The 24780-nt window shown below is 46.9% G+C and carries 24 protein-coding genes; 3 read left to right on the top strand and 21 right to left on the bottom strand.

Going from position 1 to position 24780, the window contains the following annotated elements:
- Positions 1 to 106 precede the first annotated feature (106 nt).
- From KNP87_RS05525 to KNP87_RS05465, 13 genes are all read right to left on the bottom strand, one after another.
- On the bottom strand, positions 107 to 835 hold the full coding sequence (locus tag KNP87_RS05525; RefSeq protein ID WP_214721081.1) for a class I SAM-dependent DNA methyltransferase: 729 nt from the start codon (positions 833 to 835) through the stop codon (positions 107 to 109).
- Positions 835 to 1182, bottom strand: coding sequence for a ribosome silencing factor (gene rsfS / locus KNP87_RS05520; RefSeq protein ID WP_014969755.1), 348 nt, complete (start codon positions 1180 to 1182; stop codon positions 835 to 837). The genes KNP87_RS05525 and rsfS overlap by 1 nt, the downstream gene beginning before the upstream one ends.
- On the bottom strand, positions 1179 to 1754 hold the full coding sequence (yqeK, locus tag KNP87_RS05515) for a bis(5'-nucleosyl)-tetraphosphatase (symmetrical) YqeK (RefSeq protein WP_214721080.1): 576 nt from the start codon (positions 1752 to 1754) through the stop codon (positions 1179 to 1181). The genes rsfS and yqeK overlap by 4 nt, the downstream gene beginning before the upstream one ends.
- On the bottom strand, positions 1744 to 2313 hold the full coding sequence (locus KNP87_RS05510; RefSeq protein WP_214721079.1) for a nicotinate-nucleotide adenylyltransferase: 570 nt from the start codon (positions 2311 to 2313) through the stop codon (positions 1744 to 1746). The genes yqeK and KNP87_RS05510 overlap by 11 nt, the downstream gene beginning before the upstream one ends.
- Complete coding sequence (gene yhbY, locus KNP87_RS05505; protein ID WP_012369671.1) at positions 2310 to 2603, bottom strand: ribosome assembly RNA-binding protein YhbY; 294 nt, start codon at positions 2601 to 2603, stop codon at positions 2310 to 2312. The genes KNP87_RS05510 and yhbY overlap by 4 nt, the downstream gene beginning before the upstream one ends.
- 1 nt (position 2604) lies before the next feature.
- Positions 2605 to 3390 (bottom strand): shikimate dehydrogenase, encoded by a 786-nt coding sequence (gene aroE / locus KNP87_RS05500; protein WP_214721078.1) that lies wholly within the window; start codon positions 3388 to 3390, stop codon positions 2605 to 2607.
- Entirely contained in the window at positions 3390 to 4496 is a 1107-nt protein-coding gene (yqeH, locus tag KNP87_RS05495; protein ID WP_026829033.1) for a ribosome biogenesis GTPase YqeH, read from the bottom strand. Before yqeH ends, aroE begins: the two co-directional genes overlap by 1 nt.
- A gap of 141 nt (positions 4497 to 4637) precedes the next feature.
- Positions 4638 to 5222, bottom strand: coding sequence for a YqeG family HAD IIIA-type phosphatase (locus KNP87_RS05490; protein WP_026833688.1), 585 nt, complete (start codon positions 5220 to 5222; stop codon positions 4638 to 4640).
- Between the two features lie 151 nt (positions 5223 to 5373).
- Complete coding sequence (locus KNP87_RS05485; RefSeq protein ID WP_214721077.1) at positions 5374 to 6723, bottom strand: ArsB/NhaD family transporter; 1350 nt, start codon at positions 6721 to 6723, stop codon at positions 5374 to 5376.
- A gap of 59 nt (positions 6724 to 6782) precedes the next feature.
- The gene (locus KNP87_RS05480) at positions 6783 to 7562 is read right to left on the bottom strand and encodes a phosphatidylserine decarboxylase (protein WP_214721076.1); all 780 of its coding nucleotides are present in this window, start codon (positions 7560 to 7562) and stop codon (positions 6783 to 6785) included.
- On the bottom strand, positions 7555 to 8025 hold the full coding sequence (locus tag KNP87_RS05475) for a thioredoxin family protein (RefSeq protein WP_233550606.1): 471 nt from the start codon (positions 8023 to 8025) through the stop codon (positions 7555 to 7557). Before KNP87_RS05475 ends, KNP87_RS05480 begins: the two co-directional genes overlap by 8 nt.
- A 34-nt stretch (positions 8026 to 8059) precedes the next feature.
- Complete coding sequence (gene iadA / locus KNP87_RS05470) at positions 8060 to 9193, bottom strand: beta-aspartyl-peptidase (protein WP_214721074.1); 1134 nt, start codon at positions 9191 to 9193, stop codon at positions 8060 to 8062.
- Between the two features lie 64 nt (positions 9194 to 9257).
- Positions 9258 to 9452: a YjzD family protein gene (locus KNP87_RS05465; RefSeq protein ID WP_012369663.1), complete on the bottom strand. Its 195-nt coding sequence runs from the start codon at positions 9450 to 9452 to the stop codon at positions 9258 to 9260.
- Between the two features lie 194 nt (positions 9453 to 9646).
- Between KNP87_RS05465 and KNP87_RS05460 the strand changes: the two genes are divergently transcribed.
- A complete protein-coding gene (locus KNP87_RS05460) occupies positions 9647 to 10456 on the top strand; it encodes a Cof-type HAD-IIB family hydrolase (RefSeq protein ID WP_214721227.1) in 810 nt (269 codons plus the stop codon).
- A gap of 93 nt (positions 10457 to 10549) precedes the next feature.
- Here KNP87_RS05460 and KNP87_RS05455 read toward each other — a convergent pair whose 3' ends face one another.
- The 7 genes from KNP87_RS05455 to KNP87_RS05425 form a co-directional block, all read right to left on the bottom strand.
- Positions 10550 to 11401 (bottom strand): YitT family protein, encoded by an 852-nt coding sequence (locus KNP87_RS05455; protein ID WP_026833694.1) that lies wholly within the window; start codon positions 11399 to 11401, stop codon positions 10550 to 10552.
- 203 nt (positions 11402 to 11604) lie between these two features.
- On the bottom strand, positions 11605 to 13905 hold the full coding sequence (locus KNP87_RS05450; protein WP_214721073.1) for a glycoside hydrolase family 65 protein: 2301 nt from the start codon (positions 13903 to 13905) through the stop codon (positions 11605 to 11607).
- Positions 13906 to 14147: 242 nt separating this feature from the next.
- Positions 14148 to 15176, bottom strand: coding sequence for a LacI family DNA-binding transcriptional regulator (locus KNP87_RS05445; protein ID WP_214721072.1), 1029 nt, complete (start codon positions 15174 to 15176; stop codon positions 14148 to 14150).
- Positions 15177 to 15210: 34 nt separating this feature from the next.
- Positions 15211 to 16740 carry an alpha-amylase family glycosyl hydrolase gene (locus KNP87_RS05440; protein ID WP_214721071.1) on the bottom strand — a complete coding sequence of 510 codons (1530 nt, stop codon included), beginning with the start codon at positions 16738 to 16740 and terminating at the stop codon, positions 15211 to 15213.
- A 23-nt stretch (positions 16741 to 16763) separates the two neighbouring features.
- Positions 16764 to 17597: a sugar ABC transporter permease gene (locus tag KNP87_RS05435; protein ID WP_012369657.1), complete on the bottom strand. Its 834-nt coding sequence runs from the start codon at positions 17595 to 17597 to the stop codon at positions 16764 to 16766.
- Positions 17597 to 18949 carry a carbohydrate ABC transporter permease gene (locus KNP87_RS05430; protein WP_214721070.1) on the bottom strand — a complete coding sequence of 451 codons (1353 nt, stop codon included), beginning with the start codon at positions 18947 to 18949 and terminating at the stop codon, positions 17597 to 17599. Before KNP87_RS05430 ends, KNP87_RS05435 begins: the two co-directional genes overlap by 1 nt.
- A gap of 115 nt (positions 18950 to 19064) precedes the next feature.
- Complete coding sequence (locus KNP87_RS05425; protein WP_233550656.1) at positions 19065 to 20324, bottom strand: extracellular solute-binding protein; 1260 nt, start codon at positions 20322 to 20324, stop codon at positions 19065 to 19067.
- A gap of 457 nt (positions 20325 to 20781) precedes the next feature.
- Between KNP87_RS05425 and KNP87_RS05420 the strand changes: the two genes are divergently transcribed.
- Positions 20782 to 22569: a glycoside hydrolase family 13 protein gene (locus tag KNP87_RS05420; RefSeq protein ID WP_214721069.1), complete on the top strand. Its 1788-nt coding sequence runs from the start codon at positions 20782 to 20784 to the stop codon at positions 22567 to 22569.
- A 117-nt stretch (positions 22570 to 22686) separates the two neighbouring features.
- A complete protein-coding gene (locus KNP87_RS05415) occupies positions 22687 to 23838 on the top strand; it encodes a cation:proton antiporter (protein ID WP_026833701.1) in 1152 nt (383 codons plus the stop codon).
- A gap of 70 nt (positions 23839 to 23908) precedes the next feature.
- On the opposite strand, the gene KNP87_RS05410 is transcribed toward KNP87_RS05415, so the two are convergent.
- Positions 23909 to 24682: an enoyl-CoA hydratase/isomerase family protein gene (locus tag KNP87_RS05410; protein ID WP_028106839.1), complete on the bottom strand. Its 774-nt coding sequence runs from the start codon at positions 24680 to 24682 to the stop codon at positions 23909 to 23911.
- Between the last annotated feature and the right edge of the window lie 98 nt (positions 24683 to 24780).

Genomic DNA, 24780 nt, shown 5'->3' with positions numbered 1-24780 from the left:
GCTGTCCCGCTGTTCCTTTTCCGTTTATCAGACGTTTCGCGACAGTACTCTTGTTTAAGACGAAAAAAACCATCAACCGGCGAGCGGTCGATGGTTTCAGTACTGCTTATAATTTTTCGGCGACAAAAAAGATTCGTTCAGCTGTTTCCGTCGGAGCATCTGTCGTAAAGTCACCTGTCACCGAACGCACCCGGAAACCGGCTTCACGTAACCACGTGATGTATTGTTCCGGTGGATACGTCCGTTGATAGTGTGTCTCGTCGACCCGATCGTACCGTCCGTCCTCATCTTCGATAAAGAAGGTTAATTCGTGAACGACCGATAACGGTGCTTCACCAGGATCCGCGAACCAAATATACGAACTCTGTTCCGCATGAGTGGCGTACGTCTTGCCGTTAAATAACGTTTCCATCTTGTACGGCGAATGTACGTCGAACAGCAACTTTCCACCGTCTGTCAGAAGACGGGCCGCACTGTCAAACGTCTGCTTGACGTCGGCTTCGGTTTGCAAGTAATTTAATGAATCACACAAAATCGTGATTGCATCAACAGGTTCCGGTAATTCGAGTTCCCGCATGTCCTGTACCCAAAACGCAACGTGACGGTCTGTTTCCATCGCCTTTTCTTGAGCGATTTCAAGCATTTCTTCCGACAAATCGACGCCGGTGACCTCGTAATGGTCGGCAAGCAACAAGGTTGCTGTTCCTGTGCCGCAACCGATATCCGCAATCTTTTTACCGGGCTCTACCTGTTCGAGCACCCAAGCGACCCACTCGGGGTACGGGACATCCTGCATCAGTTCGTCATAGACATACGCAAACTGTTCGTACGCCATTAGTCGATCTCGACTTCTACTTTAGGTGCGTCTGCCCATAATTTCTCGAGGTTATAATAGTCACGGTCATCCCGGTGGAAGACATGGACGACGACATTCTCAAGGTCAGCGAGGACCCAACGCGCCGCATCCATTCCTTCTAATCGTTTGATCGGTAATTCGTTTTTATGGGCAACTTCTTTAACTTCACGCGCGATGGCCTGAACTTGTTTCTCCGAGTTTCCTTCGCAAATGACGAAGTAATCTGCGATTGGTGAAATCTTCGACATGTCGAGTACGACGATGTCCTCAGCACGTTTATCATCAATTGCATTTACGATTAATTTTAATTCTTGTTCGACTGTCATAGGACGGTCCCCTTTCGTTTTTCCGTGATGAACGCATTGTATGTCTCGATCGTCAGCGGAAAAATCACTGTTTGTTTTTTACATAAAAATGTGATCGTCTGTCCAAGTGTCGCGATGACGGCTTGTGTGAGATCTTCTTGCGCAATCTGTCGAAGCTGATCCACACCGGGGTACTGGCGATTGGGTTCAATCGCATCCGCCACAAAAATGATTTGATCGAGCAAAGGCATACCGGGTGCACCGGTTGTATGGTTCGCGATCGCTTGGTAAATCTCGATGTCCTCGACGCCAAGCTCCCGCTTGACGAGTTCAGCCCCAACAGGCGCATGCAGCAATTCATCCTCATACTCAAGTAAATGATTCAAACCGAGTTCCACTGCAATCGTCTGCATCTCGGATACATTCCGATATTTGGCATAGTCATGCAGCATCGCTGCCAAGGCAACCTTGTCTTCTTGTACCCCGTATCGCCGCGCCAGTTGAATGGCTGTCTCGACGACTCCGAGCGTATGGATGTAGCGTTTCGTAGGTAGTGTTTCCTCAATGATTCGTTTCGCTTCTTCAAGTCGCATAGAGTTTCCACTCCTTGATTAATTGTCGGACCGGTTCCGGTACGAGATAACGGATACTGCGGTCTCTCGCTACGCGTTGACGGATGTCCGTCGAAGAGACTTCAAGCAACGGCATATCGACTGCCGTGACTTGCGCTCCCTCCGGAATCAGATAGCGGCTCCCCGGTCGTGCGACAGCACCGAACCGGACTTCTTGATACAAGTCGTCCGCCCGGTACCACGTCCCTAGACTCACAAGTGAATCCGCACCAATCAGGAAAAAGAAGTCATGTTCGGGATACCGGTTTTTCAGTTCACGAATCGTATCAAACGTGTACGATTTCGTTTCCCGTTCAAACTCGATATCCGAGACAGAAAAGGCTTCATTACACTGGATCGCCGCTTCAACAAGCTGAAGCCGCTTGTCGGCGCTTGTTCCCGTCGATTGTTTATGGGGTGGAAGCTTAGCCGGTAAAAACCAGACCGCATCCAACTCGAGTTGTTCTTTGGCTTGTTCGGCAATCAACAGATGACCGATATGCGGCGGATCAAACGTTCCACCCATCAACCCAATCTTCATCGTGGTAATTGAAGTGTCTTATTCTCTTTCGATTCCTTATAGAGAACGATGACTTTCCCGATGACTTGAACCAGTTCTGCGTTCGTCCCGTCAACGAGTTCAGCCGCGACATCTTTTGGTGCATCGGCACAGTTTTGTAACACTTGAACTTTCAAGAGTTCACGTTTTTCGAGTGCGTCCATCAAGTCCGCACACATCGCTTCCCCTACTCCGTTTTTTCCGACTTGGAAAATCGGGCTTAAATCGTGAGCCGTCGCGCGTAAATAACGTTTTTGTTTACCTGTTAACATATTATAATTCCTCCAATTGCTTTCTAATCACCTGTTCGCCGAGAGCGATGTCAGGTTTATGACCGGTGAAGCGTTCAAACGCTTCAGCCGCTTGTAATACAAACATCAAGACACCATCTAATGTATCAAGTCCGCTTGCGGTAGCTTCACGCAACAGACGGGTCGGAGTCGGTCGATAAATAATATCACAAATCAAGGCCGTCGTCGCTGTCAGATCAATGGGTGTTTCCTCGATCTGTGGAGCCATCCCGACCGAAGTCGTATTGATGATGACATCATACGAGGTCAAATCGATTGTCCGTGACCACGCAACAGCATGTTGTCCGAATTCGTCTGCGACACGCTCAGCCGTTTGATTCGTTCGATTCATGATCGTGACGTGACCGGGCAGCATCGGAATGATGCCACGCGCTGCCCCGCCGGCACCAATCACCAGAGTACGTTCCGCATTGGTTCGTGATGCGAGCGCACGGGCAAATCCGGTTCCATCCGTATTTGCCCCGACAAGATTATCCCCGTCCCAATAGACGGTATTGACGGCTCCTGCACGGGCGGCTGCCGGCTCGAGACGATCGAGAAACGGAATGATGGCTGACTTATACGGAATCGTCACGTTAATCCCGTCCAATTGACGGGTTCGTAATTGCCGGACGAGCGACTCTAACTCTTCTGCTTCAACATCCACCATGGTATAACAGCCGAAAAGCCCAGCCGCTTTCAGCCATGTTTCGTGCAACATGGGTGAAAGTGAATGGGCAATCGGATGACCGATGACAGCAAAATGCATCAGACGAGCGCCTCACGTAACGAGACGGCCACACCTTTTGGTGCGTAGGCAGCAACTCGTCCGCCTTTTCCGTGAACAGCAACCCAGCCAAGTCCGCTGAAGACGATATCTGTCTTCATGTTATCGCGCAGACTGAACTCGTGCCGAACGAGTGGCGGAAGCATCTCAAGCGTTTTCTCATTCGGAGGCGATAACAGCTCTCCGTTATGGTTCGCGTACAGATCATCCGCCTTATCAAGCTTCGTCCGGTGTACTTTCAAATCATTCGACATATAAATGACGAACGATCGTTTGTTGCCTTCCATGTAGTCAAGACGTGCCAGACCACCGAAGAACAACGTTTGTTGCGGATGAATTTGGAAAACTTGCGGCTTGATTTCTTTTTTCGGTGTAATCAGCTTCAAATCCCGTGCATCCACATAGTGTGCCATTTGATGATGATTGATGATTCCCGGTGTGTCGTACAGGTTACAGTTGTCGTCAAGCGGGATATCGATTAAATCGAGCGTTGTCCCCGGGAAGTGACTGACTGTGATGACAGCTTCCTCTTCTTCTCCGAAACGCTTGATGACCTGATTGATCAATGTCGATTTCCCGACATTCGTACAGCCGACGACATACACGTCGCGTCCTTTACGGTAGTAATCAATCTTTTCTGCCAGTTCATCGACCCCGTGCCCTTTTTTCGCACTGATCAGATGCACATCGACCGGGCGTAACCCCAACTCTTTTGATGTTTGACGCATCCAGTTCATCAGACGATTCGGATTGAGTGATTTCGGTAATAAATCTGCTTTATTTCCGACAAGCAAGACATCATTTTTCCCGACAAATCGGTGTAATCCTGGTAACCAACTACCGTTAAAATCAAAGATATCAACGATTTTGACGACAAGTGCATCTTTTTGACCGATTCCATCTAAGATTTTGACAAAATCATCGTCCGTTAATGCGACGTCTTGAATTTGGTTATAATGCTTGAGTTTAAAACAACGTTGGCAGATGACCATTTCACGATCAAGTGCGGATTTAGGCGCATAACCGGGTGCTTTCGGATCCTCTGTTTGGATCGCGACACCACAGCCTGCGCAATTGATTTCTTCCATGTGTGTGTTGAGCCGCATCGGGAACTTTCCCTTCTCTATTCAACGTAGCGCCCTGCTCGCTACTCCAAGAGCGTAACTTCCGACCTTTTGCCGTACATGTTGCGACTGCTGCCTATCCTTTCATCTACCGGTATGACAGGGTCATTGTTGCTTATCTTGACGAAGCGTCTCGATGGGATGTTTCAACGCTGCCGGATCCTCTTTGACGCGTTGCGTCAATTTATAGATTCCTTTACGTTTCATCCGCCGAAAAATCACGCGTTCCATCAAGCGATTAAATTTTGTGACGACACCGTCTGTCTTGACGACGGGTTGAACGTGAATCACTTCGATACCTACTGAATTTGCTCCCAGTACGTCAGTAAACAGTTGGTCTCCGAGGAACACGACTTCCTTCGCATGATACCCGAATTCTGTCAGTGCCCGTTTAAACCCAATCGGTAACGGTTTACGTGCCGGTGCAATATAATGCAGGCCAAGCGGATCCGCAAATTTCTTGACTCGATCGCCGTTATTATTCGAGACGATGATGACGTCAAATCCATATTGATTATTGACCATATCGAGCCATGACACCAATTCGTCTGGAGCATCGGCAATATTCCAAGCGACAAGTGTATTATCAAGATCCGTCAAAATTGCTTTGACACCGTTTCGTTTTAACATCTCTAAGTCGATATCATAAATCGAAGCCACAAAATGTTTTGGATAAAGTCGTTTAAACAAGAATAAAACCTCCAGATAATGGTCTAGCTCTATAGTTAAGTTTAAGAAACAGTTATGTTCTTATCGTTCGATTATAGCACAATCAATTTGATTGAGCGATGACCAAACGAAAACGGAAGATTGGATACATCTTCCGTCCGTTCATCCGCCTTCAATAATAGCGGATCCATAAATACAGTTGCGACAAAATGAGTGTCACGATCGTAATCGGGGCCCCGTACAGCAAGAAACGCCCGTACGTGAACTTCTCCCCTTGCCGGGTTGCAAGGCCTGCCACAATCACATTGGCGGATGCGCCGATCAACGTCCCGTTTCCGCCAAGACAGGCTCCGAGTGAAAGCGACCACCATAAGACGTCGATTTGCGGGCTGTCCGGTGATAGACCGATACCTGTCGCGACATCGTTGATGAGTGGAATCATCGTCGCGACGAACGGGATGTTGTCAATCGTCGCACTTGCGATACCGGATAACCAAAGAACCGCCGTCGCCGTCGTTTCGATATCTCCCCCGGTCAACGTGATTGTCTGCTCTGCCAGATAACGAATGATGCCGACTTCTTGAATTCCACCGACCAAGATGAACAGTCCCGCAAAGAAAAAGATCGTTGTCCATTCGATTCGGGCAAACACTTCCTCTAGCTGGTGATTGTTTTCAATCGTCAATAACATCAAAACCGTGGCACCGAGCATCGCGATGGCCGGTGCCTCGAGTTGAATCCCGATCCGGCTCAGTAGCGGATGTAAAATGAATAAGGCAATGGTACTGATCAGCACGATACTGCTCCGAAGAACAAGTTTACGGCTGATGATATAACTGTTTTCGTCAATTTCCATCAATTTCTGTTGATTTTCCGGTTCGACATACAACTGTTTCCGGAACAAAAAGTACAAAATCCCAATCGTCACGACTGTGATCAAGACGATGATGGGAGCGAGATTCCACAAGAACGCATTAAACGTCAAATGCGAATTTGCAGCTCCAATCATGATATTCGGCGGATCTCCGATTAAAGTTGCCGTCCCGCCGATGTTGGCAAACAGAACTTCCGCCAAGAGAAACGGAAACGGTTTGATTTTTAAGACTTTCGTAATCGAAAACGTAATCGGGACAATCAGCAACACTGTCGTGACATTGTCCAAGAAAGCCGACCCGAAAGCCGTCAAACAAGAGAGTAAAATCAAAATTTTGATGGGATCGCCCTTTGTCCGTTTCGCCGCACGAATTGCGATATATTCAAATAAGCCCGATTGGTTCGCGATTGTCACGAGGATCATCATCCCGATTAACAGCACGATGGTTCCCCACTCCACATATTCAAATAACGCAGATTCGAGTTCCACGATCCCTAACATGATCATCGCCAGTGCTCCTAATAAAGCGACGATGGCACGACTGATTTTCTCGCTGATGATGAACGCATACGTTACTAAGAAAATGAATAACGCACCATACACTTGAAGCGATGAGTTCGCCATTTCTGTAAACATCAAAATCTGCATGACAGATTCCTCCTAAGCATGACGGGACGCCCCCTTGATACTTAGAGAGCGTCCCGCATTCATGAATTCCAAGTACCGATTCGTTGTCCCATCAAGACCGGACCTTTAATGTCGTCCATTAATGTGACAGCGTCTTTCGGACAAATCAAGACGACGGTCGAACCGAATGAGAAATACCCAAACTCATCACCACGTTTGACTTCCCGCTGTTGATTCGTTTGGACGATCGTGTTGACGTTTAATGCGCCGACCATGACATGCTCCAGTGCATGCTCCCCTTGCGTGATCCGTGTGACGCGTCGGTAGTTGCGTGTCAACGGACGTTTTCCATATTCGAGACCAAGTTCGTTGACGGGAGCCGAATCGCGCCCGAGCGTGTAACTTGTCCGCACCGTTCCGTCAATCGGAACATGGACCCGATGATAGTTTTGCGGGCTCAAATAAAAGATTAAGACACGCCCACCGACATAATTTTGTGCTTCATGGTGAGAACCAAGCAGTTCTGCGACCGAATAGTCTTGGCCCTTGACGGTAAACCGGCTGTCTTCCGTCAAATCCTCGACAACGGACAGCACACCGTCACACGGACTGACGACCGCCTGTGCAGACGAATCGACCGGACGCACTTCTTCTTTTAGATGTCGGACGAACAAATCATGTAACGTCTTGTACGATGCAAGTGGCTGTTCCGCCTCTTGCATCTGGATGTCGTACATGTTGACGAACGGTTGGATCAACGGACGACTCGCCGGACTCATCGCAAACCGCCGCAGTTGTTTTGCAACTGCCGGATGCCCGTTTAATTCGAATAATTGGGTGAAGAACCACTTTTTAATCATTTAAATCACCAGACGACTCTTCTTCTGAATTTTTAACGTCTTTTCCCGCAAAAAATTCCTTGTAGGCTTCCTCGGTCTGTTCTCCTGAAACACGGCTGACCTCTTTTCCGTCCTTAAAGTGAACAACGGTCGGAGTTCCTTCGATTGCGAATGTATCCCATGCCGACTGCTCGACCGCAAGATCAATCTGTTCGAATGGAATGTCTTGTTTCTCTCCGAGCGGCACTAAGTAAGGTTTTACTTTCTCACAGTGAACGCATCCGGTTTGGTAGAAATACGTATAAAATTCATCGCCCGATTTCAACTTATCGGATACTTGGCTTGCGCTTAAATTTCCGTTCTTGGATGCTGAATCTTCCCGATCCGCGAACAGTAACATCGTTGCTCCCACCAAGACGATCAGCGCAATCACACCTGCTGTGATCCAGTTGGCTTTTGATTGCGGTTTTTTTGTCGGTTTCACACGACTAGACTTCTTTGACACATTGATCCCTCCGTCATTCTGGCGACAGCCATTTTTTCTGAATCATTATAGCACGCCCATTCGCAAGAATCGTATCGATTTGCAAAGCGTCATCAATCAGTAACAGATCCGCCCGCTCCCCTAGAAGGATACGTCCTGCGGAGAAGCCATAAGCATCTGCGACATTACAAGTGACCGTCTGTATCGCCTGCTCGAATGAAACACCGTATTGAACAGCGTCCCGAACCGCTTCGAGCATCGACTCGGGTCGTCCGGTCTCTAATCGAAGCAGTTTGCCGGCGTCATCGAATGCCGGTAAACTGGCTCCCGCATCACTTGACATCGTAATCCGCTCTAACGGGATGCCTGCATCTAGTGCGCGTTTTAAGGCGAGTCCCGCCGGCACTTCGCCTTCTTCGATGAAAGCATCGGTCGTGCAGGTCGTAAAATCGATTCGCCCCCCTTGTCTGGCCCACTCTAAACCGGCTTCAAAAATCCGTTCGCTGCGATTGATGTGGGTCGGCAAAAATTGGGTGATCGGAATGTCGGTCGTCTCCACCACTTCTTCAAGCAAACGGAGAGCCTGTTTGCCATCCCCGATATGGACATTCATCGTTCCCGTGACTCCCTTTAACAAACCGGCAATCCGGGCTTCTGATGCGAGACGGGCCAATTCCTGAACGGTCGGTTGTGTCGAACGATGGTCGTTGATTGCGATTTCACCGATGCCGATGACTTCATTGATCAGCAAGATGTCCCGGGCAATCGAATCGGTGATTGAAACCGGAGGGACGGCATAACTGCCGGACAATAAAAAAGACTGGATTCCGGAACTCGTGTATCCCCGGAGATGTGCCAACAAATCAATTCCTGTCCGGGTCCAGCCGTCTGTCCCAAGCAGACCCACGACGGTCGTCACGCCTCCCGTTAAGAAGTCCATTGCCAATAGAGGAGCCGTCCGCGTCGAAAATCCGCCTTCGCCCCCGCCGCCAATCGGATGCACATGTCCGTCCACTAATCCCGGAACCAACTGCTTTCCTGCGCCGTCAATCGTTTGTGTAATCAACCGGTCATCGACGGAATACGAACCAATCGCCAGAATCTTTCCTCCACCAACCAGTACATCCGTCGATTTCCCTTCCAGCCGTACCTCTTTCAGTAAAATCATGGAATACCTCCCAAATGATAAAAAAGCGAGTCTATCGTCCGAATGACGATATCTCGCTTTTAACTTATTCTGCCTTTGTCCCTTGACCAAGACCAAGATCTTCATTGACTGCATCAAGTGCGAAGACGACAAGTGAAGTCACGACTGACATAGCTGTCGCGAATCCGAAGTTATACGTAACTGCATCGACCGCTGATACGATGAACACGGCTGTGTTCACGAGTAAAAACGACCAGAAGAATGTAACGAGAAAACGCATTCTTCCCCCTCCATTTCTTAGCTTACTTTTTTATGTCCTACGTTTCGTAGTATATCATTTTTTGAAGCAACAGACAGCTTTTCTCCAATTTTTTTAAACGCTTTCTCGATTCTAAAACACAGGCAATTCTAGATATTTTTTCCGTCGAATATGCTACAGTAAGCGTAATGAATCAAGAGTGGAGTGGGTTATTCATGCAGCGTCATTTGATCGCCGTCGACCTAGACGGCACTTTACTTCGTGACGACAAGACCATCAGTCAAGCGAACGTAGCAGCGTTACGGAAGGCACGGGAAAACGGACACGAGGTCGTCATCGCAACCGGGCGTCCGTTCCGACATGCAAAACGGTATTACGATGAACTTGGACTAACGACACCAATCGTCAATTTTAACGGCGGACTCGTTCATCATCCGCACGATTCACATTTCGAAGTCAGCCATCATCCGATTCCGTTAAAGACCGTACAGCACATATTAGAATCGATTTCTGATACCAAAACACAAAACATCGTCTGCGAAGTGACGGATCATGTTTACTTCCAACGGGATCCGGTCGGAATTTATGAATTTTACACGGATCATGCTTTGTCGGTGACGACAGGCGATCTACGAAAAGTGTTGCAACACGAGCCGACGTCGTTACTCATTCATGCGAAAGGCGAACATGTCCAGGACATTCGCTCGGAGCTGTCGAGCATCCATGCTGAGACCGTGTTGAACCGGCAGTGGATCAAACCGGAATACATGGTGGAAGTCATGCGTAAAGGAACGAGCAAAGCTGTTGGTCTGCAACAGATTTCGCGTCATCTCAACATCCATCAAAAACAGATTGTCGCTTTTGGTGATGAAGAAAACGATTTGGAGATGCTTGATTATGTCGGTCATGGTGTCGCAATGGGCAACGCGATTGGTCCCCTTAAACTGGTTGCCAATGGCACGACCAAGACGAATCAAGAAGACGGGATTGCTTACTATCTGAAACATGTCCTCGGACTGATCTAATGCCCCATATTAAAAGAAGCCGCTTTCCCGTCGTATGGACGAGAGCGGCTTCTTTTTGTCTGTAACCAGTCTGAACGTTTCTTTAGAAATCGTTCATCCTTTTCGGAAATATCCGACGACCGAGTCTGTCGCGACGACATTGATGAAGACCGTTTCGTCGGCGTCCCGGCAAATCCGTTCGACGTCCCGCAACTCATGTCGTTCGATGACCATCATCAACGTTGATTTCTCGGCCCGTGAGTAGGTTCCGATCGCCGGCATCTGCGTAATACCGCGAATGATATGTTGATGCAATGCGGTCGTGATATCATCGGCATGATTCGTGATGATGAAAATCGTCAGGCGTTGGTTGCTCGTGTGGATTTCATCGACGACTTTTGAGGTGACATAGATGAAGACAATCGTATACAGTGCAGTTGACCAACCAAACAAGGCACCGGCCAAGATGGCGATCAAGAAGTTCAAGACAAACAAGTACAACCCGACACTTCGATCGGAGAAACGTGCAAAAATCAAGGCGACGATATCAAAACCGCCCGTCGACGCCCCGAACTTAATCGTGATGCCGGTACCGATCGCAAGCAACACACCACCAAAGACGGCGTTGAGTGTCTGATCACCCGGAATGACAGCATATTGTGGAATCAGTCCAATAAAAATCGTTGTCGCCAAAACGGAAATCAATGTAATGATGGTAAAACTGCGTCCTAACATAATCCATGCCAGAACGATCAATGGCAGGTTCAGCACTAAGAACCAGACGTTTTCACCAAAGGCAAACGCCGTTCCTTGTAACACCTGCGTCAAAATCTGGGCTAGTCCTGTAAATCCTGTTGAATACACACCACTTGGAATCAGGAACCAGTTCATCGCCAATGCGATGACGAACCCGCCAATCGAGGCGACAATTACTTTTAAGATACTTTCCTTTACAACCGCTGTCACACCTTGTTCTCCTCTCATTCGTAAACTATCTTGGAACACTTTAGCACATAACAAATGAGTCCGGATAGTCAAGATGACGAAAGAATTCCATTTCTTTTTTTGGTAACGCTCTCATTTTCAGAAGTTGAACACAACTCGACATTTGCGGGAATTTCAAAAAAAAATACCGGCCGGGACTGTGAGGTCTCCTGCCGGTATGTGAATCAGACTGTCATCGAAGCTGGAATCGTTACAGCACCTTCTGCCGGCACTTCAACGGTTTCCCCGTGGAGTTGCAACGTAAACGCTCCCCCTGTGTTCTGCTCGATGCAGACCTCATTTTGTTTGACGTGGACAAGGATATGATGCCCTCGCCATTGCATGCGGAATGAATAGCTTGTCCATCCCTTCGGCAACATCGGCTTGAAGGATAACGTCCCCTCCTCGACACGAAGTCCTGCGAAACCATGAACGATTGACATCCAAGATCCGACCATCGATGTAATGTGTAGACCATCTTCCGTATCGTTGTTGTAGTTATCAAGATCAAGACGTGCCGAACGCTGGTACAATTCCATCGCCTTCTCTTCATACCCGACTTCCGCCGCGATGATGGAATAGATACACGGTGAGAGCGATGATTCGTGGACAGTCCGCGGCTCATAGAAGTCAAAGTTATTTCTCTTTTGTTCGACCGAGAAGCGATCCGTCAAGAAGTACAGTCCTTGCAAGACATCAGCCTGTTTGATGAAGACAGAACGCAGGACGCGGTCCCACGACCAATTTTGATTTAACGGAAGGTGCTTTGGATCAAGGTCTGCGACCATAATCTGTTCTTTGTCCATGAAGCCGTCTTGTTGCATGAAGACATCCGGAACCGTCTCGTCTTTTGGATAGTACATTTTTTGATCAATTTCTGCCCAATGTGCCAACTCTTCGTCCGACAAGGCCAGTTGATGCATCAATTCTTCCAGACGCGCCGGTTCTGCTTGTTCGAGATGACGGTAGACCGTCTGGGCATACTCAAGACACCAGGCTGCCATCAAGTTGGTGTACCAGTTGTTGTTGACGTTGTTTTCGTATTCGTTTGGTCCCGTCACACCGAGGATCATGTAAACGTCCTTCTGTGGAACGTAGTTGACACGACTTGCCCAGTAACGTGCAATTTCAACAAGCACTTCAAATCCGTACTGGCCAAGGTAAGACGTATCCCCGGTATAGTTTGTATAGTTATAAATCGCATGAGCAATCGCACCGTTCCGGTGAATTTCTTCATGGGTGATTTCCCACTCGTTATGACACTCTTCACCGTTCATCGTCACCATCGGATACAGGGCACCCTTCATCCCGACATTCTTATCCGCATTTTCTTTTGCTTGCGGCAGTTGATTGTGACGGTATTTCAGCAGGTTCCACGCCACATCCGGCTTCGAAGTCGCAAGGTAGAAGTTCAAGCAGTAGGCTTCTGTGTCCCAATAAGTCGCCCCGCCATACTTTTCTCCCGTGAATCCTTTTGGTCCGATGTTCAAGCGGGAATCTTCCCCTGTGTACGTTTGGAACATGTGGAAGATATTGAAGCGAATGCCTTGTTGGGCTTCGATGTCGCCTTCAATCTTCACGTCAGCTTCTTCCCAGTGCTTTAACCAGGCAGCTTGATGTGCTGCAAGCGCTTCGTCAAATCCACTATCAAAGGCATCATTAACACGTTTCATCGCTTGCGCCAATAAGTCTTCGATTTCATAATCACGATTCGTGACAAGCGCGACTAACTTTTCAGCTGTAACCGCCTCTCCCGCCGGCACCTGTTTCGTGAAACGGTTTGCTACGTACTGTAATGTACTTTCAAGCACTTCACATTTGGCCCCTTCGACATCCGTGATCATCGCTGCCGTGACGTGCCAATCCAGTTTCTTCGTTTTAGACGTGACATATGCAAATCGTTCCTCTACGCCGTGCTCGACCGGAAGCCAGAATTTTTCATCGTAGTTTGAGTCTTCGTTCTCGACATCCGCATCCAGGTAGGATTCGATGATAACTTCGGCATCAAAGTTAACGGGTGTAACGGTGTAACGAAGTCCAGCCAGTTCTTTATCGACGATTGAGAAAAATCGTGTTGCTTCAATCTTCGTTTCTTCAACACCATTTCTGATCAACATCGTCCGGGTGAGGACACCATGTTGCATATCAAGTTCACGTTTAAAATCTACGACTTCCCACTCGTTCAAATCAACGTTTTTTCCATTGATGGAAACACGAAGTCCCATGATGTTGACAGCGTTCAAGACTTTTGCGAAGTATTCCGGATAGCCGTTTTTCCACCAACCGACACGTGTCTTATCCGGATAGTAGACACCTGCGACATACATCCCCTGATGCGTATCGCCCGAGTAATCCTCTTCAAAGTTTCCGCGCATTCCCATATGACCGTTTCCGATCGACGTCATCGATTCTGCCAGACGGTTATCTTCCGGGTGGAATCCTTGTTCCGTAATCTTCCATTCATTAATATCAAACAATCGTTTCATTTTAAGTCGCTCCTTTATTCTTAATCACCGGACGCACAAGCATCGTTTGTAAGCGTTTTATTATTCTCTACATTCTTTATTTTACACATAAAAACTACTAATGCAATCGTTTGCACGAAAATAAAATTCTTTTTCTGAATCCGGCTTCGTTTTGACTGCCTCCATCTGCTGACTGTAATTTTACGATAAAAAAAACACCACTCTCCGAACGGAAGGAGTGGTGTACAATCAATAGTCTCTGTTTATTTGGCGGTGCCGCCGCATGACTGACGAACCACCAGATAATGAGGCACGATTACACGTTTTCCATATGGTGTCGCCTCTTCGTTCATCTGTTCAATCAGACAGTTCGTCGCTTCAAAACCTAAACCAAAGATATTGATTTCAACTGAAGTCAACGGTGGACTTGAGAATTCGGCAATGAATAGGTTGTTGAAACTGACGACGGCCATCTGGTCCGGCACACTGATTTCCATTTCATTCAACGTGCTCATGACACCAAGCGCCATCATGTCATCACTGACGACGACAGCGGTTGGCGGATGCTCAAGCGACATCAGCCGTTTGACCGCGTCTGCTCCACCGGTCGTCATAAACGGAGCACTGACGATATACGGTTCATGAATCGGAATCCCCTCTTCCATCAACGCCGTCTTATAACCGCCGACACGTTCCTGCGTCACGGCAAGATCTTGTGCGCCTCCGACGAAAGCAATACATTCATGCCCGAGTTGATGTAAATATTTCGTGACTTCGCGTCCCGCGAGGTAATTGTCTGTATCGACATACGTGACGTGTGACGAATCACTGAACGGTTTCCCGACCACAACGAACGGAAAATTAGAATCCTGCAAAAACTGGACAACTTTATCATCCGTCCGCGAATACAAGACGACGACACCATCGACGCGACGACCCTGAACCATCGAGACGACTCCTTCGTAGACCTCTTCTTCCGACACTCCCGTCGTCATATACAAGGAATAGCCGTTTTGATGCGCTTTCGTGCTGATTCCCCGGATCACTTCCGAAAAAAATGGATTCTGGAGCGTTTTCGTCGCCGCGCTTGGCATGACGAGTCCAATTGCCTGTGTTGTCCGATTCGCCAGACTCCGTGCGTGCACATTCGGATAGTACCCGAGTTCTTCCATCGCTTGACGGACACGTTCTTTCGTTTTTTGACTGATGCGTGGACTGTTGGCGATTACACGCGATACAGTCGATGGCGCAACATTTGCTTCCCTTGCGACGTCCTTAATGGTTACTTGCATGCCTTTCACCTCATCATTTCCCTACAAATGTATTTTAGTGTGTTTCCTTCGACCGGTTGAGCCGTCTTCGATGCATAAATAAAATGATTAAGGCAAGAATCGGAGCAATTGATCCAATCGCAACGAGTGACATCCAATTCACTTGCGAGCGTTCAATCACATATCCGTTGGCACTATTTGCATCTAGCGTCACTTCATACGCGTCCCCGTCTTGTCGAACGACATCAGAAAAAAGTAATCCCCGCAACCGCTGATCGTCACCGATTTCTGATGCTTTGACCCGTAATGTCGTTTTCTTTTCCCCTAAGTTGATGGCATAGAGAACGGTTTGGTCTTTGACTTTCCGTTCGTAGACAGCCATATGATCCGTCTTGGCAACCATTCGCTGTTTCCCTGTCTCAAAAGCCGGATAGTCACTCCGCATCTTATTTAAGGTCTGGACATACTCCTGCATCTTGTCATTTTTCTCAAACTCCATCATCATCCGGTTTCCGGGATCATCGCCGCCCGGCATCGCCACTTCCGTCCCCTGATAGACGATCGGCATGCCTGGTGCTGCATAGAGTGCAAACAAGGCTAAACGCAATTGACGTTCTTCATCCTCGGTTCCGCCGATTTTGGCTTCCGTGATAAAACGCTTTAAATCATGATTGTCGACGAAGTTTGCTAAAGACATCGCTTTCGGGTTAAACGTAGTATCTCGATTATAAACTGAATCCAGTTCTTCCGCTGAACCATTTTTTCGAGCGAACTGATCTTTTATCCCGTAATAAAATGGAAAGTTCGTGACCGAATCAAATCCTAATTTGGAATACGTCGCAATTTTCCGCGGATCTCCGTCAAAAACCTCTCCGAGTAAAAACAGATCCGGATGGTCTTGTTTGACGGCTGGAATGAACTTTTCCCAAAAAGCGGGTGGGATATGACGGACGGTATCGAGACGGTAACCGTCAATCCCCGTTTCATCGACCCAATATTTCGCGACATCAATTAAGTACTTGACGACTTCTTCGTTTTCCGTGTTGAAGTCCGGTAAATCAAACAGCCAGTTGTTCTCTACTTCCGCTTGGTTGTTCCAGTTCATGATGGTTTGTTCTTTATGGAACCAATCCGGTTTTTCCTCCACGAGCGGATGATTTGGACCGAGGTGATTGACGACCAGATCCAATACCACTTTGAGGTCGCGCTCATGCGCTTCCTTCACCAGCGTCTTGAATTCTTCTTTCGTGCCGAAATGTGGATCAATCTTGTAGTAATCCTCTGTCCAGTACCCATGATAGCCGTTCGGTCGATTCTTAAAGACCGGTGTCAGCCAAATCGATGTGAATCCTTGATCTTTGATGTAGTCAAGCCGTTTGGTGACGCCCGCCAAATCCCCGCCTTGAAAGGCTTTTGGATCCTCTGGATTGGCTTCTAAATCGTTACTTGGGTCACCGTTTTCAAACCGGTCGACCATGATGAAGTACATCCGTTCTTTTTCCCACTCTGCTGCTTCACTCGTCTGCGGAAAAGTCCCGATAGACAAGAGAAGCGGCAAGAGGAGAAGCATCACGCCTCGTCTCATGCCGCTGATTCCCCCTTGATTGATTAACCTTTCGTTCCGCCTGCCGTCAATCCAGACACGAAGAAGCGCTGGAAAGCGAAGAACAGAAGAACGATTGGTACTGCTGATAATACGGCACCTGCCGCAAACAATGTGAAGTTGTTATCGAATTGCTCTGAGACCATGTTGTAGAGTCCAACGGCTAACGTCTGTTTCTCCGGTGAACGGAGAACAAGTGAGGCCAAGATGAAATCGTTGAATGGTGCCATGAAGTTAAACAAGGCGATAACCGCGACCATTGGTTTAGCGAGTGGAAGAATGATCTGCCAGAAGATCCGAAGATGTCCTGCTCCATCCATCCGTGCCGCTTCATCTAGTTCCTTTGGTATTGTATCAAAATATCCTTTTGCAAGATACGTATTCATCGGAATCGCGCCACCTGCGTACAGGAGAATCAATGCCAAATGCGTATCAAACAGTTGCAACATGTTCAACAAGACGTAGATCGCGATGATGGCAACGAATTGTGGCACCATTTGCAGCACGAGGAACAAGATCAGTGAATTTTTCCGGCCAACGAACCGGTACCGTGAAAAAATGTAACCCGTCAACGTGATCAATGCCACTGAGACGACCATCGTAATTACAGCGATTTTGATGGTGTTTAGATACCACATACCGTAATCCGTTTGTGTCGCATCAAATAAGTCAAAGTAATGGATCAATGTCGGATTGCTTGGGAAGATATCAGAAGTGATGCTTTTCCCAGGGTTCAGTGATGTCCCGACAACCCATAGCAGTGGATACACGATAATTATCGAGGCGATCGTCAAAATGAGGTATGACAACGCCATATTGATTCGGTTTTGTTTTCTCATTAGATCATATCCTCATCTTTGAATGATTTTGAACGTTTAAACTGAATGACGGCAATCGTCATGATAAAGAACGACAACACGAGCGTAATCGCGGCGGCAAATCCATATTGCGGATTCGAACCGAGCGACAGTTTGTAAATCCAGGAGATCAGGATATCCGTTCCGCCAGCCGATTGACCCGGAACAGCCGGTCCCCCGTTGTTAAAGAGATAGATGATGTTGAAGTTGTTGAAGTTAAACGTATATTGCGTGATTAAGATCGGTGCTGTCGCAAACAAAATCATCGGTAATGTGATCAAGCGGAACTTCTCGCCCGACGTCGCACCGTCAATCGTTGCTGCTTCATATAGATCTTCCGGAATCGACTGCAAGATCCCTGTCGTCAATGTCATGATGTACGGGAATCCGAGCCACCACTGTATGCCGATCAAGGCAAGCTTCGTATACGTCGGATCCGTCATCCATTCGGCACCGCCGTTGATTCCGATTGCCGGTAGCAATGTCGTATTAAAGACACCAAACGTCTCATTAAACATCGAACGGAAAATCAAAATCGTGATGAATGCCGGTACTGCCCACGATAGGATCAAAATCGAACGGAAGAAACGTTTTCCTTTTAATCCTTTTTGATTCAACAGGACAGCAAGACCAATTCCAATCGCGATGACACCTGTTGTCGAAGCGACCGTCCAGACAAGTGTCCAACCTAAAACACTGACGAACGTGTCACGGAAGATGTCGACGGTAAAGATGTTCAAGAAGTTTTGAATCCCAATCCAGTCGACGAGTTTCGCCGGTGGTGAGTTATTGAACTTGTAGTTCGTAAACGCAATTAAAAATGTGAAAATCAACGGTAAAACAACTGTGAAGACGAGCAATACCAACGATGGAATCAACATCGCGTACGGGAATCCGTTGTCACGGAAGTTACGCAATTGCATTTTCAAAGATGGTACTTCTAATGCCATATCCCGCAGTTTACCGATTCGATACGCATCGATAAAGTTCCAGACGTAAATGGCGATACCAAACACAAGCAGAATCAACGCAATGATTCCCTCGACCATCAAGAAGATCGAGTGATCCCCCCTTACGCCTGCTACCTCACCGAGTGTAATCAATCCCCAGATCGCCCCGCGATCTCCCGGACCATTCCCAGCGCCTTTAAAAAACAGTTCAAAATTGACTAAAAAATATGACAGGACGACGATGAAAAATGTCGCACCTTTTAAAAATTGTTTGTTGTACAGTTGCCCCAATCCAGGAACGATCGACATCACCGCCGCAATCGTTCGGTGATTCGTTGTAGGCTCTGGTGATTTTGTCGGTTTAGGTGTAGCAATGGCAGCCATCGTCTGTTCTCCTTTCCAAAGGTCATGTCTGACCTCAGGCTTCTCTTCCAACCATAAAGATAAGGGGGAATCCAAGATCCCCCTTTCTTTAATTCTGTATCATGCATTCAGTTGCTTACTGATTGTTTGCTTCGATTTGTTGCTTGATTTGTTTGACTGCATCGTCAGCTGATTTTTGTGCATCTTGTTTGTCTGTTGCAACGAGCTGAAGTGCTGCTGCCATTGGCTCCCAAACTTGACCCATCTCAGCGATGTTCGGCATTGGAACACCATCTTTAGACTGTGCGAAGACAGCTGCTGCGACTTCGTTGTCTTTGATTGTTGCATCTTCTTGAAGTGCTGTTACTGGTGGAATCTCATTGTATTTTTCAAACATTGCTTTCGCATTCTCTTCGCCAGTCAATGACGCGAGGAACTTCTCTGCCCACTCTGCGTTTTCCGAGTATGCTGAAACGGCATATGTCTTAACACCTACGAATGTTTTAATTGCTTCGCCGTTAGGAAGCTTTGGAAGAGCTGCTGCTCCTAAGTTGATGCCTTTTTCTTTGTAGCTTGCGACAGCCCATGGTCCGTTCATGACTGCGACTGCTTTCTTGTCACCGAACAATTGGTCCATTGCTTGACCACCGCCACCGCCGATCAAACCTTTCGGGAAGAGACCCTCTTTGTACCATTTACCGATGTAATCCATTCCTTCGACAGCACCCTCGTTGTTGAGACCGATGTCTGCAGGATCAAGTTTTCCACCGTTATCTTTAAAGACATATCCACCGTATCCACCGATTGGACCGTGTGCAAAGTAGAAGTTATCCCAAAGTGCGAGGAAACCGTACTTACCGTCTTTTTTCTGTTCTGTTGATACTTTATACAAATCATCCATTGAAGCCGGTGCTTCTTTTAACTCATCTTTGTTGAAAAGAAGGATTGGTGTTTCAACAGCTTTTGGATATCCGTAAACTTTTCCATCAAATGTAACTGCTGATTTTGCTGTATCGATGAAAGGCTCAAGTGCTTTTTCGCCGTCTTTGAGTTCAGCAATCAACCCTTGGTCAACAACTGTTCCAATTTGGTCATGTGGAAGAAGGATGATATCCGGACCTTTACCAGCCGGGCCATCAAGAGCGACTTTCTTTTGTTGATCCGTCATTTTAACTTCTTTGACTTCAACTTTGACGCCTTCTTTTTCTTCGAACGCTTTAGCAGCAGCTTTTGTCGTCTCTGCTTTTTCTGTATCTTCCCAAATTACAATTTTATCCGGTTTGTTTCCGCCTTCTGAACTTGTGTCTGAAGAACCTGAATCCGTGCCGCCACCACATGCTGCAAGCGCGCCGACTGCCATGACAGATACTGAAAGACCTGCTACTAATTTTTTGATTTCCATGATTGAAAATTCCTCCCCAAGTTAACTTACGAATGATAAGTTCTGATGCACAACGTTTGCATAAAGGCACAACCATTTTCCCGTGATAACAACCGAGCGGTTGTAAGCGTTTTATGAAAACGTTTGCATCACCTTTACATTTTTATTATACAATCTAAAATCCTTTTGACAAGTCCTTTTCTTCAAATATTTTCTTACATTTCAAAAAGATTTTAAAAAACTATTTTTAAAAACGGATTCGACCTCTTAATAAAATCATTTTAAAAAGAAAACGTTTACATTTAACTCTTTTGCACAAATAGGTGCAATCGATTGCACTGAAATAGACGCTAATGTTTGATTGTCCGGATTTTCTCGAATTCTCAATTGACTTTAAGAAAGCGCTTCACTATTCTTAGGTCGAGGACTATTACATTAGAATGCAAGCGATTGCACTAAGGGAGTGACCAAAATGCTGAAAGAAGCTGTTTTCCACCGCGCCATGTCTCCATTCGTCTACAAATATGACGAGAAAACCATCCATATCCGTCTCCAAACGAAAAAAAATGATGTTGATCATGTCGAACTCATCTGGGGAGACCCCTATGACTGGCACACTGAAAATCCAGACGATGCCGACTGGAATTTTGATCCGTCTAAAGCCAACTACTGGAATACGTTTGAAACACCGATGAAACGAAGTGGTTCGGATGAACTGTATGACTATTGGTTCATCGATGTTGTCCCTCCTTTTCGTCGACTGCGCTACGGATTCCGTCTCCATGACGGGAGTTCCAGTCTTGTCTTTACCGAGCGTGGCTGGTTTGATGAAAAACCTTTGGATGATACAGGTTATTATTTCTGTGTACCTTACTTAAATAAAATTGATGTGTTCCATGCACCGGACTGGGTCCAAGATACAGTCTGGTATCAGATTTTCCCGGATCGTTTTGCCAACGGGGATTCTTCTAACGATCCTGCCGGAACACTACCTTGGAATAGTGCTGCACCTACGACAACCAATCTTTTCGGCGGTGATTTCCAAGGGGTGATCGATCAGATTGATTACCTGGTTGACCTGGGCATCACCGGCATCTACTTCTGTCCGATCTTTGAAGCCAAATCAAATCATAAATACGACACGATTGATTATCTTGAAATCGATCCCCAATTCGGGACCAAAGAAAAGTTCAAGGAAATGGTGGATCTGCTTCATGAAAAAGGTATCCGGATTATGCTTGATGCGGTCTTCAACCATGCCGGTTTCCACCACAAGGCGTTTGCTGATATTCGGGAACACGGAAGCAATTCTTCCTATAAAGATTGGTTCCACTTGCGTAACTTCCCGCTCGTGACGGAACCGATGCCAAACTACGATACGTTCGCCTTTGTACCGGAGATGCCGAAGTTCAACACGGAAAATCCGGAAGTAAAAGCCTACTTGCTTCATGTCGCCCGTTACTGGGTCGAGGAATTCGGCATTGACGGTTGGCGTCTCGATGTTGCGAACGAAGTGGATCATGCTTTTTGGCGTGATTTCCGAAACGTCGTCAAAGAAGTTAACCCGGATACGTACATTCTTGGGGAGATTTGGCACGATTCACAAGAATGGTTGCTTGGCGATCAGTTCGATGCGGTCATGAACTATCCGTTCACGAATGCAGCCCTGAACTTCTTTGCACTCGACAAAACATCAGCCTCGGCTTACGCAAACGAGATGTCACACGTCTTGTTTTCCAACACGATGAATGTCAACGAAGTGACGTTTAATCTGATTGGTTCACACGATACGCCACGGGCATTAACACGGGCGGGTCATGATAAAAATAAGATGCGGTTGCTATTGTTATCGATGTTGACGTTCTCTGGTAGTCCCGTCATTTACTACGGTGACGAGATCGGACTCGACGGCGATCAAGATCCAGGCTGCCGTAAATGTATGCCGTGGGATCCTGCCGAGCAGGACTTGAATCTGTTGATGTATACAAAACATTTACTTCATTTGCGTAGCCGTCATAAAACGCTTGCTAATCAAGGACATATCTCATTTGTACATGCTGACGATGCAACTAACACCATTGTCATGCGACGCATCAGTCAAGATGGAACTTACTACGTCTACTTCAACAATTCGAATCGCCAAGTGACGATTGCCGCTCCAGAAGCCGGTCAAGGAATGGATCTGTTCTCAAACACCCCTCTCCTTTCGTTGGATGTGACACTTGCACCATTTACAGGGACCATCGTTCAAGTCATTTAATTACAAACGGTATCTTTCGCCAGTCTGCGAAAGATACCGTTTTTATTATTTTGATGACATTCCCCTAATTTACTGATTTTTAGGGTAAAGAGGATAGAAAGGAGGGACAACTCTCTCATGGAACTATTTTTTTATGCTGGACTCGTTCTAATTGGTCTATTCGCTGTCAGTTACCTCAGCGAACGATTCCACCTTCCGAGTATTTTGGCGTTCATCTTGATCGGGATCGGACTCGGTTTTTCCTACGATCTTCCCGAAGAACTCAAACTTGGTGGAGAAGCCGGTATCATTGTCCTGTTTTTCTTACTGGGCTTGAAGTTTTCTGTTGCCGATTTGATGATTCAGTTCCGCAACGTGTGGAAAGCCGGTTTGATTGACTTGGTTTTATCGTTTGGTGGCACCTTCCTGTTGACGTTGGCATTCGGTTTTTCCGTCCCGGAAGCTTTTTTAATCGGTTGTGTCCTGTACGCCACAAGTTCTTCCATCTCGGCGCGCCTGCTCGATCGCGAACCGGATAAACATAAGGATGTAAATAAGTTCGTCTTGTCCTTGCTGATTTTTGAGGATTTGGCAGCCCCGCTCTTGTTGACGACTGCTCCATTCGTTCTCGGTACACAAGAGTTCACCTTGATGAAAGTCGGGACAATTTTCATCGGATTTTTGTTCTTGTTTAGTGCATTGATTTTTCTGACGGTATTCATTCGTAAACAAAACAAGATTGTCGATTCCCTGTATCGGCATCCCGACGCCGGAATCGGGATCATCGGGTTGATTTTGACGTTTTCCGGGATTGGGATCATGTTTGGTTTATCGGAGGTACTTGGTGCTTTCATTGTCGGAATTTTGTTGACTGAAATAAAAGAGACCAGATATTTAAAACGTCTGGTAACACCGTTTCAAGATCTACTGTTGCCCTTATTCTTTATTTCGTTCGGGATGTCATTTGAACTGACGGAAGGATTACCACTCGATTGGTTTTTCTTTGCCCTTGTCGTTTGGGGATTACTTTCTAAATTCTTGGTTGGCTTTTTCGGTGGACGATCGTTTGGTCTTTCCAACTATCATGCGATTGAATCAGGGTTCTGTTTAGGACCCCGCGGAGAATTTTCAATTTTATTCATTACATTAGCGAGTGGCGCGTTCGCCACTTTAACAGGACTGTATATCTTCGTATCAGCCTTCCTCGGAATCCTGTTGTTCCGGATTTCCACTACACTAACCGACCGGACGCACGCAACCGCTCAAAAAATCAAACAAAAAATGCATTAACTTGCAACAGAAGGGACCTTTCGAATCGAAAGGTCCCTTCTGTTTATACATATGCCTCTAAGACGTTACATTATCTCCCGACGAAAACGGGGGCTTTTTTCTCGATAAAGGCTTGAACGGCTTGCTGATGATCCTCGGTTTTTCCGGCACGTGATTGATAGATGATTTCCTGTGCCAGCATATCGTCCAACGTCGACTCGGAACTCGCAGCCTGTAATTGTTTAATGTATCCGATGACTTTGGTCGGACGTTGTGACAGGAGTTCCGCAAATGCAGACACTTCCTGCTCAAACGATTCAGCTTCAACGACTTTTGTCACTAAATGATAGTCAAGCGCTTGCTCTGCCGTAATTGTATCCCCTAATAACGCCAGTTCCAGTGCTTTGGCAGAACCAATCAATCTCGGCAGGAAATATGGTGCCCCTGCATCGGGTACTAAACCGATGTTGATGAATCCCAACGATAGTTTGGCATCTGCCCGGACAATCCGAAAATCACACGCCAACGTCAAAGATAACCCCGCCCCCGCGGCGACACCGTTGATTGCGGCAACAGTCGGTTTGTTCGTTGTCGCAATTGCTCGGATAACCGGATGATAGTATTGCTTTAAATACTCCCCATGATCCATACCGGGTTGAACGGTTTTCAAATCTTGACCCGCACAAAAACCACGTCCTTCTCCGGTCAACACAATGACCCGAACCGCCTCATCTTGATTTGCTTCTTCCACTGCTTCCACTAATTCGGTTAACAGTGTGGATGTGAGTGCATTTAATCGTTCTGGGCGTGACAAGGTAATCGTTGCAACCTGCTCTTTTACCTGATAATCGACTTCGCGTTTCATCCTATTCCCCTCCCTTTCAAAAATGAACATTCATTCATTATGATGTATTCGTGATGTTTTATGAAAATCCTTTTAAATGACCTTTTTTTCATGAAAGC

It is taken from the genome of Exiguobacterium sp. s192 (genome assembly GCF_018618795.1).
Lineage (GTDB): Bacteria > Bacillota > Bacilli > Exiguobacteriales > Exiguobacteriaceae > Exiguobacterium_A > Exiguobacterium_A undae.
Note: the sequence above shows the minus strand (reverse complement) of the source record. Positions and strands in the feature narration are given on the sequence as shown.

What these genes read in the sequence shown, in the direction of transcription:
- KNP87_RS05525 (WP_214721081.1), bottom strand. Translation starts at nt 835, where the DNA reads ATGGCGTACGAACAGTTTGCGTATGTCTATGACGAACTGATGCAGGAT.
- rsfS (WP_014969755.1), bottom strand. Translation starts at nt 1,182, where the DNA reads ATGACAGTCGAACAAGAATTAAAATTAATCGTAAATGCAATTGATGAT.
- yqeK (WP_214721080.1), bottom strand. Translation starts at nt 1,754, where the DNA reads ATGCGACTTGAAGAAGCGAAACGAATCATTGAGGAAACACTACCTACG.
- KNP87_RS05510 (WP_214721079.1), bottom strand. Translation starts at nt 2,313, where the DNA reads ATGAAGATTGGGTTGATGGGTGGAACGTTTGATCCGCCGCATATCGGT.
- yhbY (WP_012369671.1), bottom strand. Translation starts at nt 2,603, where the DNA reads ATGTTAACAGGTAAACAAAAACGTTATTTACGCGCGACGGCTCACGAT.
- aroE (WP_214721078.1), bottom strand. Translation starts at nt 3,390, where the DNA reads ATGCATTTTGCTGTCATCGGTCATCCGATTGCCCATTCACTTTCACCC.
- yqeH (WP_026829033.1), bottom strand. Translation starts at nt 4,496, where the DNA reads ATGGAAGAAATCAATTGCGCAGGCTGTGGTGTCGCGATCCAAACAGAG.
- KNP87_RS05485 (WP_214721077.1), bottom strand. Translation starts at nt 6,723, where the DNA reads ATGCAGATTTTGATGTTTACAGAAATGGCGAACTCATCGCTTCAAGTG.
- KNP87_RS05480 (WP_214721076.1), bottom strand. Translation starts at nt 7,562, where the DNA reads ATGATTAAAAAGTGGTTCTTCACCCAATTATTCGAATTAAACGGGCAT.
- iadA (WP_214721074.1), bottom strand. Translation starts at nt 9,193, where the DNA reads ATGATTTTACTGAAAGAGGTACGGCTGGAAGGGAAATCGACGGATGTA.
- KNP87_RS05465 (WP_012369663.1), bottom strand. Translation starts at nt 9,452, where the DNA reads ATGCGTTTTCTCGTTACATTCTTCTGGTCGTTTTTACTCGTGAACACA.
- KNP87_RS05460 (WP_214721227.1), top strand. Translation starts at nt 9,647, where the DNA reads ATGCAGCGTCATTTGATCGCCGTCGACCTAGACGGCACTTTACTTCGT.
- KNP87_RS05450 (WP_214721073.1), bottom strand. Translation starts at nt 13,905, where the DNA reads ATGAAACGATTGTTTGATATTAATGAATGGAAGATTACGGAACAAGGA.
- KNP87_RS05445 (WP_214721072.1), bottom strand. Translation starts at nt 15,176, where the DNA reads ATGCAAGTAACCATTAAGGACGTCGCAAGGGAAGCAAATGTTGCGCCA.
- KNP87_RS05440 (WP_214721071.1), bottom strand. Translation starts at nt 16,740, where the DNA reads ATGAGACGAGGCGTGATGCTTCTCCTCTTGCCGCTTCTCTTGTCTATC.
- KNP87_RS05435 (WP_012369657.1), bottom strand. Translation starts at nt 17,597, where the DNA reads ATGAGAAAACAAAACCGAATCAATATGGCGTTGTCATACCTCATTTTG.
- KNP87_RS05430 (WP_214721070.1), bottom strand. Translation starts at nt 18,949, where the DNA reads ATGGCTGCCATTGCTACACCTAAACCGACAAAATCACCAGAGCCTACA.
- KNP87_RS05420 (WP_214721069.1), top strand. Translation starts at nt 20,782, where the DNA reads ATGCTGAAAGAAGCTGTTTTCCACCGCGCCATGTCTCCATTCGTCTAC.
- KNP87_RS05415 (WP_026833701.1), top strand. Translation starts at nt 22,687, where the DNA reads ATGGAACTATTTTTTTATGCTGGACTCGTTCTAATTGGTCTATTCGCT.
- KNP87_RS05410 (WP_028106839.1), bottom strand. Translation starts at nt 24,682, where the DNA reads ATGAAACGCGAAGTCGATTATCAGGTAAAAGAGCAGGTTGCAACGATT.